This window comes from Moraxella sp. K02 (assembly GCF_041154755.1).
In the GTDB taxonomy this organism is placed as follows: Bacteria; Pseudomonadota; Gammaproteobacteria; order Pseudomonadales; family Moraxellaceae; genus Faucicola.
On record NZ_AP031590.1, the window covers coordinates 1,476,691 to 1,495,429 of the forward strand.

At 45.6% G+C, this 18,739-nt stretch carries 13 protein-coding genes and 1 other RNA gene; 9 read left to right on the plus strand and 5 right to left on the minus strand.

From position 1 onward, the window contains the following. Positions 1-2: 2 nt before the first annotated feature. The 4 genes from ACAM39_RS06615 (at position 3) to ACAM39_RS06630 (ending at position 4,714) form a co-directional block, all read left to right on the plus strand. Positions 3-560, plus strand: coding sequence for a hypothetical protein (locus tag ACAM39_RS06615; protein ID WP_369627087.1), 558 nt, complete (start codon positions 3-5; stop codon positions 558-560). Between the two features lie 31 nt (positions 561-591). Further along, positions 592-2,136, plus strand: a complete 1,545-nt coding sequence (locus ACAM39_RS06620) for a DUF3482 domain-containing protein (RefSeq protein WP_369627088.1) — start codon at positions 592-594, stop codon at positions 2,134-2,136. A 170-nt stretch (positions 2,137-2,306) separates the two neighbouring features. Then, positions 2,307-3,005 carry a VIT1/CCC1 transporter family protein gene (locus tag ACAM39_RS06625; RefSeq protein ID WP_369627089.1) on the plus strand — a complete coding sequence of 233 codons (699 nt, stop codon included), beginning with the start codon at positions 2,307-2,309 and terminating at the stop codon, positions 3,003-3,005. A gap of 215 nt (positions 3,006-3,220) precedes the next feature. Beyond that, positions 3,221-4,714 (plus strand): alanine/glycine:cation symporter family protein, encoded by a 1,494-nt coding sequence (locus ACAM39_RS06630; RefSeq protein ID WP_369627090.1) that lies wholly within the window; start codon positions 3,221-3,223, stop codon positions 4,712-4,714. A gap of 89 nt (positions 4,715-4,803) precedes the next feature. On the opposite strand, the gene ACAM39_RS06635 is transcribed toward ACAM39_RS06630, so the two are convergent. Next, positions 4,804-5,943, minus strand: a complete 1,140-nt coding sequence (locus ACAM39_RS06635) for an MFS transporter (RefSeq protein WP_369628582.1) — start codon at positions 5,941-5,943, stop codon at positions 4,804-4,806. 502 nt (positions 5,944-6,445) lie between these two features. On the opposite strand from ACAM39_RS06635, the gene ACAM39_RS06640 reads away from it, so the two are divergent. Both ACAM39_RS06640 and ACAM39_RS06645 read left to right on the plus strand, forming a co-directional pair. Continuing rightward, the gene (locus tag ACAM39_RS06640; RefSeq protein ID WP_369627091.1) at positions 6,446-7,465 is read left to right on the plus strand and encodes an alpha/beta hydrolase; all 1,020 of its coding nucleotides are present in this window, start codon (positions 6,446-6,448) and stop codon (positions 7,463-7,465) included. 23 nt (positions 7,466-7,488) lie between these two features. Beyond that, the gene (locus tag ACAM39_RS06645) at positions 7,489-7,932 is read left to right on the plus strand and encodes a hemerythrin domain-containing protein (protein ID WP_369627092.1); all 444 of its coding nucleotides are present in this window, start codon (positions 7,489-7,491) and stop codon (positions 7,930-7,932) included. A 69-nt stretch (positions 7,933-8,001) separates the two neighbouring features. On the opposite strand, the gene ACAM39_RS06650 is transcribed toward ACAM39_RS06645, so the two are convergent. After that, the gene (locus ACAM39_RS06650) at positions 8,002-10,293 is read right to left on the minus strand and encodes a DEAD/DEAH box helicase (RefSeq protein WP_472828126.1); all 2,292 of its coding nucleotides are present in this window, start codon (positions 10,291-10,293) and stop codon (positions 8,002-8,004) included. 516 nt (positions 10,294-10,809) lie between these two features. Then, an RNA gene (ffs, locus tag ACAM39_RS06655) (signal recognition particle sRNA small type) lies at positions 10,810-10,906 on the minus strand. Between the two features lie 310 nt (positions 10,907-11,216). Between ffs and ACAM39_RS06660 the strand changes: the two genes are divergently transcribed. Continuing rightward, positions 11,217-12,026 carry an SIMPL domain-containing protein gene (locus tag ACAM39_RS06660; protein WP_369627093.1) on the plus strand — a complete coding sequence of 270 codons (810 nt, stop codon included), beginning with the start codon at positions 11,217-11,219 and terminating at the stop codon, positions 12,024-12,026. An 85-nt stretch (positions 12,027-12,111) separates the two neighbouring features. Here the strand turns inward: ACAM39_RS06660 and pal are convergent, their stop codons facing one another. Both pal and ACAM39_RS06670 read right to left on the minus strand, forming a co-directional pair. Beyond that, positions 12,112-12,630, minus strand: a complete 519-nt coding sequence (pal, locus tag ACAM39_RS06665) for a peptidoglycan-associated lipoprotein Pal (protein ID WP_007115689.1) — start codon at positions 12,628-12,630, stop codon at positions 12,112-12,114. 237 nt (positions 12,631-12,867) lie between these two features. Next, positions 12,868-13,455: a DUF6231 family protein gene (locus tag ACAM39_RS06670; protein ID WP_369627094.1), complete on the minus strand. Its 588-nt coding sequence runs from the start codon at positions 13,453-13,455 to the stop codon at positions 12,868-12,870. 216 nt (positions 13,456-13,671) lie between these two features. Here ACAM39_RS06670 and ilvD point away from each other — a divergent pair, with 216 nt between their 5' ends. Both ilvD and alaS read left to right on the plus strand, forming a co-directional pair. Then, positions 13,672-15,573, plus strand: coding sequence for a dihydroxy-acid dehydratase (gene ilvD, locus ACAM39_RS06675; RefSeq protein ID WP_159770946.1), 1,902 nt, complete (start codon positions 13,672-13,674; stop codon positions 15,571-15,573). Between the two features lie 257 nt (positions 15,574-15,830). Next, on the plus strand, positions 15,831-18,503 hold the full coding sequence (gene alaS, locus ACAM39_RS06680) for an alanine--tRNA ligase (RefSeq protein WP_369627095.1): 2,673 nt from the start codon (positions 15,831-15,833) through the stop codon (positions 18,501-18,503). The last annotated feature ends 236 nt before the right edge of the window (positions 18,504-18,739 follow it).

An 18,739-nucleotide genomic window follows, 5' to 3' on the forward strand; every position in this document is an offset into this window, starting at 1 on the left:
CCATGAATGCCACGACAAGCTATGCCGATGTGATTAATAGCATTGCCCAGACTGCTTTACAGCTTACGCTCGCAGCGCAAAGCGCCTTTGTGCAAAATCTACTGCGTCAATTCATTCAAAATTTGCCAGCCGATTGGCTTGACAATGAACTTGACAGTGAAAAACCGCACTATCAAGCCCTGTTTGACATCATAAACAGGCAAACTTGGCAAACCGATAGCATCGAACAGGCGCTAAATGCGCTCGATGACATCATGTTTGCTATGGGCGATAGCTATCCACATAGCACCAGTGACGCGATTTTGCTGATGCTCGATATGCTTGGGTTTTATCTATCTTTGACAGCCATGGAAGAAAAATCTGCAGTGAGTGATGGTTGGGTGATTTTAACTGCGGAAGGCTATTTGGATTATTATGACCAGCTGGCAGAAGATAGTAGCGAAAACATAGATGATGTTGCCCATAGTTTTGATGATTGGCTGGCACATCCACTGACCCAAACTGCCTTCAATCATGTCACCCATGCCTTAGAACTTGCCAAAAGAACTTGCCAAAAATAGCTCGCGCTGAATACATAAAGGTTAATAAATAATGGATAACAAAGACATAACCACCCAAGAAAAATTGACAATTGATTTAACCAAAGATTATTTGCCAGCGACGGCTACTGACAGTGCGACCCATCCAAGCGGTGACATTGCTACGCAGCCAATCAACCATCCATTAGCCCAAGCTGAACAAAACCCCTATCCAAGCCGCAAAATCAGCATTGGCGAAAATGAAGCGTTAAAATTGGCAGTCGTGGGGCATACCAATACCGGTAAAACTTCGCTGCTACGCACCCTGTTGCGTGATATGTACTTCGGCGAAGTCAAAAATGCGCCTGCCACTACCCGCCATGTGGAAAAAGCCATGATCAATGACAGCCAAACGGGGCAAGGCTTGGTGGCACTGTATGACACGCCAGGTCTAGAAGATGCGTCAGGGCTACTTGATTGGTTAGAAGACAACACCGCTGCCCGCCGTGACGGTGTGGAGCGGTTACAGCAATTTTTGGCAAGTGCCCCTGCGCAAGACGAGTTTAGCCAAGAAGCCAAGGTCATTCGTCAGCTGATTGCCAGTGACATGGCCGTGTATGTGATTGATGCGCGTGAGCCTGTGCTCGGCAAATATAAAGATGAGTTGACGGTGCTGTCATGGTCAGCCATCCCCGTCATGCCCGTATTTAACTTTACCAAGGGTCAAGATAGCAATATCAATGAATGGCAGCAGATGCTCGCGCGCCGCAACTTACATGTATCCACGCGGTTTGACTCAGTGGCGTTTGAATTTGATGATGAAATCAAACTGTGGCAAAACTTAGAAACCATGCTGATACAACCTGAAATTATCAAACAGCTGATCGAGCGTCGTAAAGCCGATTGGGATGATTTGTACGATGATGCCAATATTATCATTGCGCATTTTTTGTTAAACGTTGCCGCCTTTGTTGAAACCATTCATGAGGAGGATGATCCGCTGCCTACCTTACAAAAAATGCAAGAAAAAGTACGCCAAGCTGAACGCAGTATGCAAGATGAACTGCTAAACCTGTATAAATTTTATGACAATACCGTCACCACGACACCGCTTGAGCTGACTGAATATCGCCGCGATCCTTTTGATAAAGAGGTACTAGCCAGTTATGGGATTCGTACCACAGGGGGTGCAGCGGCAGGCGCGCTGATTGGACTGGGTATTGATGTCGCCACCCTTGGCACATCACTGGGGCTAGGTACGGCGCTTGGTGGTTTGGCAGGTGGCTTACTGTCAAACACCAGCGCGATTGCCGACAAAATTAGCGGTGTCAAACGGCTGCACATAGACCCTGCCACCCTGACTTTACTGGCGACTCGAGCGATGGACTTACTGACTGCACTACGCCATCGTGGTCATGCGGCGACTGATAGCATCATGGCGAACCAATTGCTCGCGCCTTGGTCAGTTGATAGATTGCCAAGTTTGCTCAAAAAAGCGCGGGGTAAGCCCGAATGGTCATCGCTCAACACAGGCAGACAAACCACTGTGTCTGCCAAGCAGTCACATGAGCTGCGCGATGAGGCAGCTTGGCAATTATCACGGCAACTAAGACGCTGACTTATCAACCTACAAGCATGATAAAAAAACTTGGCTAAAAACTATCTAGTCTTATTAAGGCTAGATAGTTTTTAGCCCATTATAAGAATTTATTAAGCTAATTTTGTTATTTTTACCTTTTAATCTATCTTTTAATCTATGTCAATTTTTTTGTTTTTGAGGGCAATACCATGTATTCAGCACATCATGAACCGCATTTTAGTAATCGCAACAACTGGCTACGCGCAACCGTGCTCGGCGCCAACGATGGTTTGATTTCCACTGCCAGTCTATTGATGGGGGTTGCGGCAGCGCGAGTGGACAGTCACACCTTGCTGTTGACAGGGGTGGCATCGCTGATTGCTGGCGCAATTAGTATGGCAGCGGGCGAATATGTCTCCGTATCTTCGCAAGCCGACACCGAAAAAGCCGACTTGGTAAAAGAAGCCTATGAACTTGAGCACAATTCAGACCGCGAGCTAAAAGAACTGACGCATATTTATGTTCAGCGTGGCTTAACGCCTGCTATGGCACATGATGTTGCGGTAGCACTCACTGCTCACAATGCCCTAGAAGCGCACGCACGCGATGAAATTGGACTTACCGATACCGCCTCCGCCAATCCCCTACAGGCAGCCGTGGCATCGGCTTTATCCTTCATCACAGGGGCGCTACTACCGGTGCTGTGTATTTGGCTGTTACCAAAGCAATATTTGGTCGGCGGTTTGGGCACAGTGACCTTGATAGGATTAGCATTTTTGGGCTGGTTATCGGCGTATTTGGGCGGTGCCAAAATTTTTCCTGCCATTGTGCGTGTAGTCATTTGGGGCGTTGTCGCATTGGTTACCACCAACCTTATCGGTGAAATGTTTGGGGTAAAAACAGGTTAGTCAATCACTTTTTATCGCATTATTTATCGCCAATTTTTATCATTACCATTTGCAAAACCAATTGTTTCTTATAAGATAAGGAGACTGTAATAATTCAGCAAGTTTGTAGAAACTTTTATTGGGTGATAGGTTATCGTTTCTATAAATTAAACAATTGGCAAATAGTCAAAAATCCTATGGGATTTTAGCTTTCTACGGTAGTGGGAGATAAGGTTATGCAAGATTTTGTCAATGCGATTAATGATTGGGTATGGAGTCCCGCATTAATCTATCTATGTTTATTGGTTGGTTTATATTTTTCAATTCGTGGTCGTTTTTTACAAGTGCGCCATTTTGGTCGCATGATTCGATTACTGATGGACGGCAAAAGCAGCGATCAGGGTGTGTCCTCATTCCAAGCACTCGCTATGTCACTCGCAGGTCGTGTGGGTACAGGTAATATTGCCGGTGTGGCAACGGCGATTACTTTTGGTGGTCCTGGTGCATTATTCTGGATGTGGATGGTAGCGTTCTTGGGTGCCAGTACCGCATTCGTTGAGTCAACACTTGCGCAGATTTATAAAGAACGTGATGATAAAGGCTTCTTTATCGGTGGTCCAGCCTATTATTTTGAAAAAGCACTAGGGCAAAAATGGTACGCGGTGTTATTTGCGATATCGGCAATCGCCGCTTGTGGTTTATTGTTACCTGGCGTACAGGCCAATTCGATTGCTGAAGCGATGAACAATTCACTGGGTATCGCACCTAGTATTTCAGCCGCGGTAATTGCGGCACTACTTGGCTTTATCATCTTTGGTGGTGTCAAGCGTATTGCTTCCTCTGCTGAGTTGATTGTACCTTTTATGGCACTTGCCTACATCATCGTGGCGATTGTTATCATCATCATGCATATCGGTCAATTACCTGATGTGTTAGCGTTGATTTTCCGCTCTGCGTTTGGTATGGATTCTACGTTTGGTGCTGTGTTGGGTCTTGCCATCCAATGGGGTGTGAAACGTGGCGTTTACTCAAATGAAGCAGGTCAAGGTACAGGTCCTCACCCATCGGCAGCCGCTGAGGTGTCACACCCAGCCAAACAAGGCTTAGTACAAGCGTTTTCAGTGTATGTCGATACGCTATTTGTTTGTTCGGCGACAGGTTTCATGCTAATCATTACTGGTATGTACAACGTACAAGACCCCGCCAACAAAGAAGCCTTCTTGTATCAAGGTGTTAGAGGCGTTGCCGCAGGTCCAGGTTACGTGCAAACTGCGATGGAAAACATCATGCCAGGTTTTGGCGCAGTGTTTGTGGCGGTTGCGCTATTCTTCTTTGCTTTCACTACCATCATGGCGTACTACTATATTGCAGAAACCAATATCCGTTATCTCACTCGTAGCATGAAGCTAAATTGGGCAATCCCTGTACTCAAAGTAGTGATTTTATTTGTGGTAATTTATAGCTGCTTAAAAACCGCCGACTTGGCATGGGCACTGGGTGACTTGGGCGTTGGTTTGATGGCTTGGCTCAACATCATTGGTATCTTATTCTTGCAAAAACCTGCATTTGCCGCACTGCGCGATTATGAAGCACAGGTCAAACAAGGCAAAGATCCTATCTATGATGCGCGCGCCAATGGCGTACACAATGCGCCAGTTTGGGATGAAATTTCAGCCAAGTACCGTAAAGAATTTGGCGAACATCCTAACCATGATCGCTTTGTACCCTAATTTTAATATGTGAATGCTTCAATGCGTTCACTTGACAGTCGTTAAAAAAATAAGCCCCATTGACTGGGGTTTATTTTTGTGATGAATTATTATCTTTTGACTGGGATTTTAATTAACCCAAAAAACGCAATCAATAAAGCGATGACTTGTACAGCCAGCAGCGTATAGACTGTATATAACCATTTGCCTTGTGCATATGCCAGACCACACGCCCACGCCCCGATACTACCACCGATGTAGTACGCCATATAATATAAACCTGACGCTAGCGACCGCCCTTCTTTGACATTCACCGCGATATAAGTAATGGTCGCCGATTGGGTAATAAATACCCCAGTTGACATCACCGCAAGCGCCACAACGACCAAAGAAATAGGCGCAGCCAGTGTCATCAGCACGCCCATCATCGAAATCAACACCGCTACGCGCACCATACGGGCAGCGCCGTATTTGGCAATCAAACTACTTGCAATCGGTGTGACCACGACCCCAATCAAATACACCGCAAAAATGTTAGCAAGCCCTGCACTCGATAGATTGTAGGGTGTATCTGCCAAGTGTAAATTAACATAGGTAAAACAGCCCACTAATGAAAATAACACGCACGCGCCAAGCAGTCCTGCGGTCACCACATAACGGTTGCGCACATGTTTACTCAGCATGTGCAGCGCCGATGTAAAATTTGGGTTGGCATGAAAATGACGTGAGCGCGGTAATAACCAAGCCACCAAGGCAGCGCCTAACACCGTCAACACGCCCATGAACACAAAGCCTTTTTCCCAGCCGATAAGCTCTTCTAAATGCCCCAAGATAAAGCGACCTAAAAATCCCCCAAATACTGTACCTGAGACATAGTAGGACATCATTTTTGCCATCTCTTTGCCGGCGTACTCTTCCCCGACATAGGCAATCGTCACCACCGTAATGCCAGGTACCGCCAACCCTTGCATAAATCGCCAAATAATGATACTGGAGAGTGAGTCAGACAGCCCAATCATCATCGTGGGTATTGCCATAAAGGCAATGGATGCCACAATGATATTTTTACGACCCACAGCATCAGACAACATCCCCATAAACGGTGACATGATGGCAATGGCAATCACCGTTGCGCCAACTGTCATGCCCACTTGCGTTTCGGTCGCTGAGAATGCTTGCATCATAATCGGCAAAATCGCTTGAATCGAATAGACTTGCAAAAATGCAAACGCGCCAATCATGCCAATCATGATTTTGACTATCAATGAGGGTGGCGTTATCGGTGGTTTGGTATTCGGTTGTTGAGAAGGCAGTTGATTTTGCGGTTGGCTATGGGATGGATTGCGGCTAGTTAAGTTACTTGATATTAGTGTGTGAGTATCAGTATCGGCGTCAGTGGAATGATTGGAAGAATCCAAATGCTCAGTGGCATGTTGTGGTTGAGAAGTCATAGGTGACCTTTTTACAGAGTAGTGCCCGTCAAAGAAATGCCTATACTAGCACTAAAGCGCGCTATTTATTGTTAAAAGAAGTTTAACCTCAAACTGTAATTTTCAACCCAATCACCTGAATTGAGGGGTATTGGCAAGGCCTTCAATGCCAAATTTGGCGCCCTAGAGTGTAATATTTTTGACCCATGACTATTTGCCAAAACATCAGTATTTTTCAAAACATGACTATCCAGCCATGACAAAATTGCAGTAATATTTAGCACGTTGTGGTAATTAAACTTAAAATCAATAGGATTGAATTATGCCAGAGAATTTAAAACAGCCAATGCCCGCTGCCATGCAAGCGTATTTGACACAGTTGCATGAAGTGATTGTGCCGTATCTGTTAGCGCAAGGGGTTAAGCCCAATGCCATCAACGCACGTGAAGCGTTAGCCAATTTAACAACCGCATTTGTCACTGACGCACCCAACATGGCAAAAATCATCGATACGGTGCTGGTGACGCCAAGCAATTTTCGGGGTTATAACGTCCCACTTAGGCTATTTGTACCGAGCAACTGTCCGCTGCCAAATGAACAAGCAACGGCTGACGTGCCGGTAATGGTATATTTTCATGGCGGTGGCGGCATGGCAGGTAGCGTCACTGTGTATGATAAACTCTATAAAAAATTGGCCGAAGCAACAGGCTGCGTGGTGGTAGCGCCGGAATATCGCCTTGCGCCAGAAAATCGTTACCCTGCCGCGATTGATGATGCTCACGCGATTTTAACTTATTTAACAGCAACCCTACAGCAAGTCGGTTATGACTGTAACGGTAAGCTTATCATAGCGGGTGATAGCGCTGGCGGTGCGATTACTGCCACCTTGGTGCAAGATTGGCTTGCCAACCGTGTGAGCACAGACCTAGCTATCACCCATCAAATTTTGATTTATGCCAGTCTAGACTACACCATGTCACAGCCTTCGATTGAGGAAAATGGCACGGGTTATTTACTAGAATCCAGCAAAATCCACTGGTATTTTGACAATTATTTTTCAGCATATGATGACCGTGAGCTGAGCTCACCATTTTGGACTGATATGGCTACCCTACTGCATCATTCGCCGTATCAAGCCCCAAAGACACTGCACCTAACGGCCGGTTATTGCCCGCTACGTGATGAAGATATCGGCTATCATGACGTATTACAAGCCGCAGGCGCGCCATCCCAACTCGTCCATTTTGCCGATATGCCTCATGCATTTTTAAATATGGAAAATCTTTGCCCAGAGCAATGTAAAGCTTTATACCAAAAAATTGGTAAATTCTGCCAAGCTTAACTTTTAACTTCTAAGGAATAAATATGCAACGTGCTGAACAACTTCGCCCCCTATCACGACAACATCACTTGGGACTCAATCTTGGCTTAAAAGCCGGTCAATTTCCTATGTCATCTTCTGAAGCAGACATCCAAGACCAATGGCAAAAAATAACCGCTTTTATCCGTGATGAATTTACTGCGCATTTTGGGGTGGAAGAAAACTATTTGGTGAAACCTTTAATGACTTACCACAAAGATAATCCACAAGTGATAGAGTTAAGTGAGCAACTGACGGCTCAACACGAAGAATTAAAACGATTAGCCGATAAAGCCAACCCGACTATTGAAGATTTACGCGATTTGGGCGATGCCTTATACGAGCATATTCGCTTTGAAGAGCGTGAAGTTTTTCCATTGGCTCAAGAGTTACTTACCTCTGAGCAGCTTGACGCTATTTATACCCAATCAGGCGATGATGTTAAATAGTTTTAAGTTTCATGAAAAACACTCATAAAAAAAGCACCCAATTAGGTGCTTTTTTTTATTGCTTATAACTTATAGCGGTTTGCCTGTGCTATTGCGGCGGCTACGTTTTGGCGCATCCCAACCATCTTGCTTGCCAGCCGGTTTAGCGGATGGCTTGGTTGATGAAGCATAACGGTCAGATGATGACTTAAATCCTTCCGATCTTGACGATTTACCGGCAAATGGTTTATCTGATTTTTTGAAACCCTCAGATTTAAACCCGTTTGAGCGTGAATCGCCCGCACGTTGGCCATCTTTTGCCGGATACGGTCTGTCGCTACGTTTTTTAAGCGGTTGACCAAAGGTTTCTTCTACGACTGGACGTGGCTTGCGAGTGCGGTCATCGCCACGAAACTCGCTAGAGCGTTCGGTCTTTTTGGCAAAAGGTTTGTCACCAAAACGGTCATTTTTTTCAAAGCGGTTAGGACGCTCGCCATGACGCTCACTGCTATTACGGTCAGTGTTGTAACGTGGTTTATCACCTTGATAGCCTTTAAAGCCATCTTTGTTGAAGCTACGGTTATCATCGCGGCGACGATCTGCATACTCACCTTGGCGAGGCTCACGATTGCCTTGGCGTGAATCACGGTCAAAGCTTGGTTTGTCCGATGATTTAGCGGCGCGGTGAAAATCGCCCTGACTATTGCCATGACGGTTATCTGAATCACGGTGACGACGCGGCGCACTCGCATCATCACGCCCAAAACGACTATCGCTGTTGCCTTGGTGACCTTTGTCAAAACGCTCACGTTTTTCAAAACGTGCTGAACTGTCGTTGCTCGCTGATTTGCCATAACGTTCTTGGTTGTCAAAACGTGGCTTGTCCGCAAAACGACGCTCGCTTGAAGGTCTGTCGCTTGAACCACCAAAACGTTGTGAGCGACTGCCACGGTCATCACGACCGCCACGGCTATCACTGCCGCTGCGACCACGACCGCGACCATCACGACCATTAGGCTTACCACGACCTTCAAATTTTTCCACAAAACGCGGTTCTAAGCCTTCAACTTGCGCTTCATTGATATCACGTTTTAGGTAACGGGCAATATTGCCAAATTGACGACGGTCATCGCGGCTACATAGGTTGATAGCAATACCAGTACGACCGGCACGACCTGAGCGACCGATACGATGAACATAATCTTCTACTTGGCGCGGTAAATCATAGTTAAATACATGGGTAATGTTGGGTAAATCAAGACCACGTGCTGCCACGTCTGTTGCTACCACGATGTCAAATTTGCCACTGCGTAAATCTGAGACAATACGATTACGCTTGCTTTGTGGCAAGTCACCATGCAGATAACAGGCTTTGTGTTCCCATTGTTGTAGGCGCTCAGCGACTTCTTCACTGCTGCGTTTGGTCGCAGTAAAGATAATCGCTTGACCACGCTCTGGGTCACAGATCAGCTGCTCTAATAATTTATTTTTGTGGTCAAAGTTGTCACAGAAATACACTTTTTCATCGATGTGTGCGGTTTCAACTTTGATGTTGATACGCTCTGGGTCTTTGGTAAAGCTTTCAGCGATTTTACCGACTGGACCATCCCATGTCGCAGATGACATGATGGTTTGGCGATGCGCGGGTGTGGCTTCCAAAATCGCATTGATATCATCGGCGAAACCCATGTCTAGCATACGGTCTGCTTCATCAAGTACCAACATAGTCAAATCAGATAGGTTCAAACGCTGGGCATTGATATGATCTAGCAAACGACCCGGCGTCGCTACGATGATTTGTACGCCTTTTTTTAGCGCACGGATTTGACCACTGTATGCCGCACCACCAACAAGTGGCACACTGTACAAATCTTTCATGGCTGAGCCATAACGACGGATACTGTCTTGAACTTGGTTGGCCAGCTCACGCGTCGGTGTCAAAATCAAGGCTTGTACGACTTTTGGCTGTTGGCGACCACGTTTGCCACTTGCGGTCTTTTCTGCCGCTTTTTCTTTGGCTTGTAGTTCGCTTAATTGATGCAAAATTGGTAATACAAACGCGGCAGTTTTACCACTACCTGTTTGTGCTGATAATAGCAAATCACGACCCGCTAACGCAGCAGGAATCGCGCGCGCTTGGATAGGCGTTGGTGTGGTATAACCCGTTGCGACAATACTTTTTAGTAATGAACCTGAAAGACCCAATGCAGTAAAACCATTTTCGCTAGGGTTAGCATCATCAGACGTTGCCGCAGTTGATTCTGTGTCGTCAACTGGGGCGTTGTCAGTAGGCTGATTGCTGTTGGCTTGGCTATGGGTATGGCTAAAAAAATTATCGATTGAGTTATCAGCAAAATCTGTGGTTGAATTAAAATCAGTCATGTAAGTCCTTAAAAAATAAGTTAATCAAAGTGTCGGTGGTAACCTTGATTGAAAACACGCAACAAGCAAAAGCCCTCAAGCTGACTGCACTTTCAAAATGGATAAGCAAAATGAATAGGCAAAATTATCAGCTATCATTAATCACAAATATCGTGTTAATCGCTTTAAAGCATTGTAATCGTGTCTGTAAGACTTATTTTCGCTATAAAAATAGCGACAAAACCTACTGTCAGACTTATCAAAACTTTTGAAACAGTAAAACCATCAAAAAGTTCGTATCGCGGCATTCACAAGAATGCTTAAAAAAATACAATGCTAAATATTAGGTTATCATCGGAAGATTATCAGCGCTTACAGTGGCGCGCGTGATATATAGGCAGATGGATAAGCTAGATTAATTGGAAAATTGACGTTGCTCTTAGCGTATATGAGTCATTATTGGTCAGTTTTCTTTCGCAATTAAAAAACTTACCAAGTGAAATAGGCATCAAAAACACCTACTTAAAAAAGTGATAACCCCACTAGCACATCTTCGGCACACTGGCTGGCTGCTACCGTTGCTACCTTCCGGTCCTGGCGGGGTTCACAGCAGCTAGTTGCGAAGCTACCAATGGGGTTACCGAAGCGGTATTCTAGAGAATTTGGCGACCAAATGCAAACTATTTTTATCATATACGCCAAATTTTTGTATTTATTTCACTTTTACACACGCTAAACCCTCACCAAGCAACATTTGGGTAAATTTTTGTCCACCTTTTTACCCTTTTTCTACAATTCTTTCGCTGTAAATGTTACAAAATATTTTATAATGCCCATTCAACAACATATTGAATGAGCTAATGTAGTTTAATCAGCAACAGATTCATGCCAACCCATATAAAGAAGCACTAGAAAAAACTAGGAAAAAAACAATAGGAAACACTATGACACACTTAAGCACCGCAACTAACAATCATCCCAATCATAAAATGCATGCCAATCATACAGTCACCAAAGGTATTGCAGCTAGCTTGCTTGCTGTGGCGACGCTATTACCTTTTACCAGTGTTTCAGCCGCTACTTACCCTGTGAACCCATCCCCTGCGAATCCATCAATGACTAATACTTTAAACTACGGCTTGCTTAACTTTGCTGCCTCAGCGAGTAAAAAAGTCAGCAATGACCAAATCAATGCTACCCTTAGCAAAACTGTACAAAACAAATCAAGTAGTGAGGTGGCTAATCAAATCGCTACCACCTTGAACCAAGCGGTAGCCATTGCCAAAAAATACCCACAAGTGCAAGTCAGTACGGGCAACCAAACCACCTATCCGCAATATGATAAAAACCAAAAAATCATTGGTTGGACGGGGACTGCAAGCTTGAATTTAAAGAGCACCGACACAGTTGCAGCTAGCAAATTGATTGCCGAATTGCAAAGTTTTATGACGGTTGATGGATTAGACTTTAGTGTGTCTGATGCCGCGCGCAAAGCCACCGAGCAAGAATTGATGATGGAAGCTTCGAAAAACTTCCAGCGTCAAGCGCAAACGCTAATGCCTGTGTGGGGCGCAAAAGGCTATCAATTAGTTTCGTTGGAGTTTAGTCAAGGGGGCGATTATCGTGCACCGCGTGCGTATGGCAGTGTAATGATGCTAGAAGCCGCCAGTGCTAAAGTCGCTGACCAAAACTTCCAAGCGGGCGATAGCACCATTACGGTCACTGCCAACGGTACCGTACAACTGGTAAAATAAGCTGCTATTAACCACAAAAAAACCTGTTGAATCAACAGGTTTTTTTGTTTGTCTTTTATTCACTAAGCAATATTTAGTAAGAAACTTAGTAAGAAATTTCTGCACGGCGGTTTTTTGCCCATGCTGATTCGTCATGACCCGGATCGGCAGGTTGGTCTTCACCATAGCTTATGGCTTCCATACGTGAAGCTGATACCCCTGACGTAGCTAAATAGGCTTGTGCGGCTTGGGCACGGCGCTCACCCAATGCCAGATTATATTCACGGCTACCACGCTCATCGGTGTGACCAGCAATGGCGACACGGGCACTTGGGTTGGCTTGTAAGAATTGCGCTTGTTGATTTAACACAGCTTGACCTTGAGCGTCGATTTCACTGCTATCAAAGCCGAAATACACGGTATTTGGGTTAGCACCCGCGGCAGTGATGACTGACGTCGAGTTTGTTACCACAGCGCCACCGTTATAGTAGCCTACACCACCGGGAACGCCCATCGGCGCAACCACCACTTCAGACGTGCCAGTACGTTTGGCAGAACACCCTGTTAAGGCGATGGTTGCCATCATCGCAGCAGCGCTTACTACTTTTAGTATCGTTAATTTCATAGTCTTTCCTCAAAAATTATTATTTAACGCGTTTACCTATTTTGTTTGTTACTTTTCGATAGAGTAAATCAATCTCGCGCTTTTTGTAAACAGTATTACTGTAAATTTAGCCAACTTTTCCTCGAAATTCTCAAAGTAGTTTAATTTTTGGATTAAACGAATAGCTGAAGAAATCACCTTTTATAAGATAAGATTAGTGGTGACAAAACAAGTTGTCTAAAGTTGTGTCTACAACCGCTACCAACGAAATTTATTCCATAATTCAGGGTTTGCCCAAAACTTGCTATTAAACCAATCTGGCAAATGTTTATAGTCAAACAGATTAAATTGCCATACTTGGTAGCTGGTTATATGATGATCTTGGTCATTTTCCACAATCGGCTGCTCATGCAATCGGCTAAAGCCAAAGCTCACCACATCAATACCTGTTGCTGGCTGGGATAAGTCTTGCACCACCAAACAATGCTTGGCAAACAAGTCGCGACAGCGCTGAATAATTTGGGTGTCGATAGCGCTATCGTTTGATAATATTATCACTGCCAAGTCATAGCGTTTGGCAAACCGATGCGCGATAAACGCTTGATAATCAAACGCTTCCCAACTCACGGCTTGATCAATAGTTTCATCAATGGCTTGTATTTGGCTAAAAACCAACTGCGTGTCATCACCAATAATCAGCCCAGTGAACGGCTGATTTTTTAATGCGGCATTTTTATCTTTGCTTAAATCGTGTTTGCTCAAATCATGTTTGCTTAGGCTATCTTTACTTAAAAATGCCAGACTTTGTCGGATGACATCCGTAATGCTTAAGGTGGGATTGGTCAAAATAAAATCCTTTTGATGAGTTTTTATTAGATACTGTTGATAGATACGGCTGAGTGATAGCTGTGATATAGCAATGATAAGGGTGGCTAATATGCCATTCTTTAAAACCAATTATAACTATCTATCATGAGCCATGACTAGCCCTTTTGGTCGAGACAGAGTACACTAAGTGCTAAATTTATCACTTGTATTGACTGTTAGAAATAAGGAACAACCATGCCACAATATCGCTCAAAAACCTCCACATCTGGCCGCAATATGGCGGGTGCACGCGCACTTTGGCGTGCAACGGGTATGACAGATGAGGACTTTAACAAACCGATTATCGCGATTGCCAACTCGTTTACCCAGTTTGTACCCGGGCACGTACACCTAAAAGACTTGGGTCAGTTGGTGGCTCGCGAGATTGAAGCGGCAGGTGGTGTTGCCAAAGAATTTAACACCATTGCGGTGGATGATGGTATCGCCATGGGTCACTTGGGTATGCTCTATAGCTTGCCAAGCCGTGATTTAATTGCCGATAGTGTGGAGTATATGGTCAATGCCCACTGCGCCGATGCGCTGGTTTGTATCTCCAACTGCGACAAAATCACCCCTGGTATGCTGATGGCAGCGATGCGCCTCAATATCCCAACGATTTTTGTGTCGGGGGGTCCAATGGAAGCGGGCAAAGTATTGGCATCCACGTTGGGCGATGGACATACCACCCATGAAACCGTGATGAATGAATTGGGTGAAAAAATTCGCAAACTTGACCTAGTCGACGCCATGATTGATGCGGCAGATGACTTGATTAGTGATGAAGATGTGGCACAAACTGAGCGCTCTGCTTGCCCAACTTGTGGCTCATGCTCAGGTATGTTCACTGCCAACTCGATGAACTGTTTGACCGAAGCCTTAGGCTTATCCCTGCCTGGTAATGGCTCGTTACTTGCCACTCACGCCAAACGTAAAGATTTATTCTTAGAAGCAGGTCGTCGTATCGTGGCACTTGCCAAACGTTATTATGAGCAAGATGACGCCAGCGTATTGCCACGCTCAATTGCGACCAAAGCGGCATTTGAAAACGCCATGAGCCTTGATATCGCCATGGGCGGCTCAACCAATACGATTCTACATTTGCTTGCCGCTGCCCATGAAGCGCAAGTAGATTTTAAAATGGCGGATATTGACCGTCTAAGCCGCCGTGTGCCTTGTCTATCGAAAGTTGCCCCTGCAACGCAAAAATACCATATGGAAGACGTGCATCGCGCTGGGGGTGTGATGGCAATTTTAGCCGAGCTTGATCGCGCAAACCTACTGCAAACCGATGTCCCCACCGTGCATAGTGCTTCACTCAAAGCAGCGCTTAGCCAATGGGATATCATGAATCCTGATAATACCGAGGCACGTGAGCGTTATATTGCAGCCCCAGGTGGGGTACGCACCACGCAAGCCTTTAGTCAAAACAATGCATGGTCAAATCTTGATGTCAACCGCGAATCTGGCTGTATCCGCAGCAAAGAATTTGCCTACTCACAAGACGGCGGTTTGGCGGTATTGTTTGGTAATATCGCTGAACGTGGCTGTGTCGTCAAAACAGCGGGCGTGGATGACAGCATCCTAAAATTTACTGGTCGCGCCCGTGTTTTTGAGAGTCAAGATGACGCCGTCGCAGCGATTTTGGCAGACCAAATTGTCGCAGGTGACATCGTGGTGATTCGCTATGAAGGTCCAAAAGGCGGTCCGGGTATGCAAGAGATGTTGTATCCGACCTCTTACCTAAAATCAAAAGGTCTGGGTAAAGCCTGTGCGCTACTTACTGATGGTCGTTTTTCTGGGGGTACGTCGGGTTTATCCATCGGTCACGTCAGCCCAGAAGCCGCTGAAGGTGGTACCATCGGTCTGGTCAATGAAGGCGATACCATCGAGATTGATATCCCTAATCGCTCGATTCATTTGGCGGTTGATTTTGCCGAACTGGAAAAACGCCGAGAGGCGATGGTGAGCCATGGCAACCAAGCTTGGAAACCTGTCAATCGTGAGCGCCAAGTGTCAGCCGCCTTGCGGGCGTATGCAGCGATGACTACTAGCGCGGATACAGGCGCGGTGCGTGATGTCAGTCAAGTAGAGCGCTAATTTTTGCCCCCAACGACATTGCTATAAAAAAATTGTCAAAAAAGATCGATGGTATCTATCGGTCTTTTTTTAACGCCCTGAAAAACGTTGCAAACCCCATACTTTATGCCCACGGTGTTAGATGCCATATAGGGTTTTTAAAAAGTGCGGTTTATAAAAGCATTATCCACATCGAATGAATTCTGCTAAAATACAATGTTTACATTTTTTTGATAATATATGCCAAATTTAATTTTGAAATACCTTAAGGAGCCGCTGTGAGCCGTCCGTTTTCTTCAGCCGATATACGTCAAGCTTTTATCAATTATTTTGCCGAAAATGGTCATACCCCAGTGGCATCATCGAGCCTAGTCCCACACAATGACCCTACCCTGCTATTCACCAATGCCGGTATGAACCAATTTAAAGATGTGTTCTTAGGGATAGACAAACGCGATTATAAACGTGCGGTATCGTCGCAAAAATGTGTGCGCGCAGGCGGTAAACACAATGACCTTGACAATGTCGGCTATACCGCGCGTCACCATACGTTTTTTGAGATGCTCGGTAATTTTTCGTTTGGCGATTATTTTAAACAACAAGCCATCCCATTTTGTTGGGAGTTTTTGACATCTGATGATTGGCTTGGATTACCCAAAGATAAACTTTACGTGACGGTGTATCACACCGATGATGAAGCCTTTGATATTTGGCATAACGTGGTGGGCTTGCCTGCCGAGCGTATCATCCGCATTGGTGATAATAAAGGTGGTCAATACCAATCGGATAACTTTTGGGCAATGGGTGACACAGGTCCTTGTGGTCCTTGTACCGAAGTATTTTATGACCACGGCGAGCATATTTGGGGCGGTCTGCCAGGTACGCCTGAAGAAGACGGCGACCGTTTTGTCGAGATTTGGAACAACGTCTTTATGCAGTTTAACCGCCAAAAAGACGGCACTCTTGAAAAATTGCCTGCGCCAAGTGTCGATACGGGAATGGGGCTTGAGCGTATCAGCGCTATCATGCAAGGCGTGCATAGCAACTATGAAATCGATATGTTTACCCATCTCATGCAACACGCGGCGCAAGTGATTGGCTTGCCAAACGATATCGACTTACAGTCTGAGCCATCACTCAAAGTGCTTGCTGACCATATCCGCTCCGTTTCTTTCTTGATTGCAGATGGCGTACTGCCAAGCAATGAAGGTCGCGGTTATGTGCTGCGTCGTATCATCCGCCGCGCGGTTCGTCATGGCAACAAATTAGGTGCTAATGACAACTTCTTTTATAAGCTCGTCGCGCCACTTGCCCAAATCATGGGCGATGCCTACCCACAGCTTCGGCAACAGCAAGCCAACATTGAGCAAGCTATCTTAAAAGAAGAAGAGCAATTTGCCAAAACCTTATCACAAGGTCTCAAACTGCTATCCCAAGAATTAGATAGCTTAAAATCTGGCGATACTTTATCGGGTGCAACAGTGTTTAAACTGTATGACACGTATGGTTTCCCTGCCGATTTGACGGCCGACATCGTGCGCGAACGCGACATCAGCATTGATGAAGCCGGTTTTGAACAAGGCATGGCGCAGCAACGCGCCCGCGCCCGTGAAGCAGGTAAATTTGGCGTTGATTATAACCAATTGATTCAAGTTGACAGTGCCACTGAATTTTTGGGGTATGACAAAGCAGAGCACAGCAGCACTATCACCCATTTATACCTTGAGGGCAAATCGGCTGAGCAATTGCAGGAGGGCGATGAAGGCGTCATCGTATTATCGGCAACGCCTTTTTATGCTGAAGGCGGTGGTCAAGCCGGTGAATTAGGTGATATCCAAACCGAGACCGGCGTATTTGAAGTCCAAGACACCAAAAAATCTGGTCAAGCCATCATCCATCATGGCGTGGTCAAAATGGGCAGTATCCGCCAGGGTCAGTCAAGCGAAGCACGCGTCGCAAGCCAAGTACGCGCCATGAGTGCCAAAAACCACTCCGCCACTCACCTACTGCACGCCGCCCTTCGTGAGCATCTGGGTACAGGCGTCACCCAAAAAGGGTCATTGGTCAATAGTGAGGTGTTGCGTTTTGACTTCTCGTATGACAAAGCCTTGACTGAGCAAGACATTATCACCATTGAAAACACCGTTAACCAACAAATCCTTGCCAACCAACCTGCCACTATAGAAATGCTCAGCATGACGCAAGCGCAAGACAAAGGCGCGATGGCACTATTTGGTGAAAAATATGGTGACACGGTTCGCGTATTGTCGATGGGTACGGTAGATAAAGACGGCAAGCCTTTCTCCATCGAGCTATGTGGTGGTCTGCATGTACAACGCACGGGCGATATCGGCTTATTCAAAATCGTCAGTGAGCAAGGTATCGCAGCAGGCATTCGCCGTATCGAAGCGGTGACAGGCATGGGCGCAGTCAAATATGTGCAGCAAGGTGAAAAACAGCTCAATCAACTTGCCAGTCAGCTCAAAGCGAAGCGCGACGAAATCGCCGACCGTGTCAATCAAATGACCGACAAAACACGCGACCTTGAAAAACAGCTTGAGCGTTTGCAGCAAAAATTGGCGAGCAGCCAAGCCAAAGACTTAATTAACAACGTGCAAGATATCAATGGACAAAAAGTGCTGATTGCAAGCTTACAAGGCATGGATGGTAAAGCATTACGCACGATTGCCGATGATATGAAGTCAAAATTGCATGATGGCATCGTGGTGCTCGCTGGCGTGGCTGACGATAAAATTGCCTTGACTGCCAGTGTTGGCAAAGACTTAACCAGTAAAATCAAAGCGGGCGATATCATCAAACACTTAAGCGAGCAGCTTGGCGGTAAAGGCGGTGGTAAACCCGACTTTGCCCAAGGCGGCGCAACTGATGTCGCAGGATTGCCAGCCGTATTAGCAGCACTACCAAATTGGTTGGCTGAACGACTTGCCTAATTAAAACTACCCCTAAAAAACGCCGAATGACTTATTCGGCTTTTTTATGCGGCTATTTTTTTTACGCGGCTATATAAAGCGTTAGTTTAATCAGGCTTAATCAAAGCGCCATTTACTTTAGCCAAACATTCGGTATCATAAAGCCTAAAGCACATTGTGTATAATCGTTTCTATAATCGCATCTTATAGTCATTTCTATAATCATATCTAACATCTTATCAACCAAAAAAGCTTTA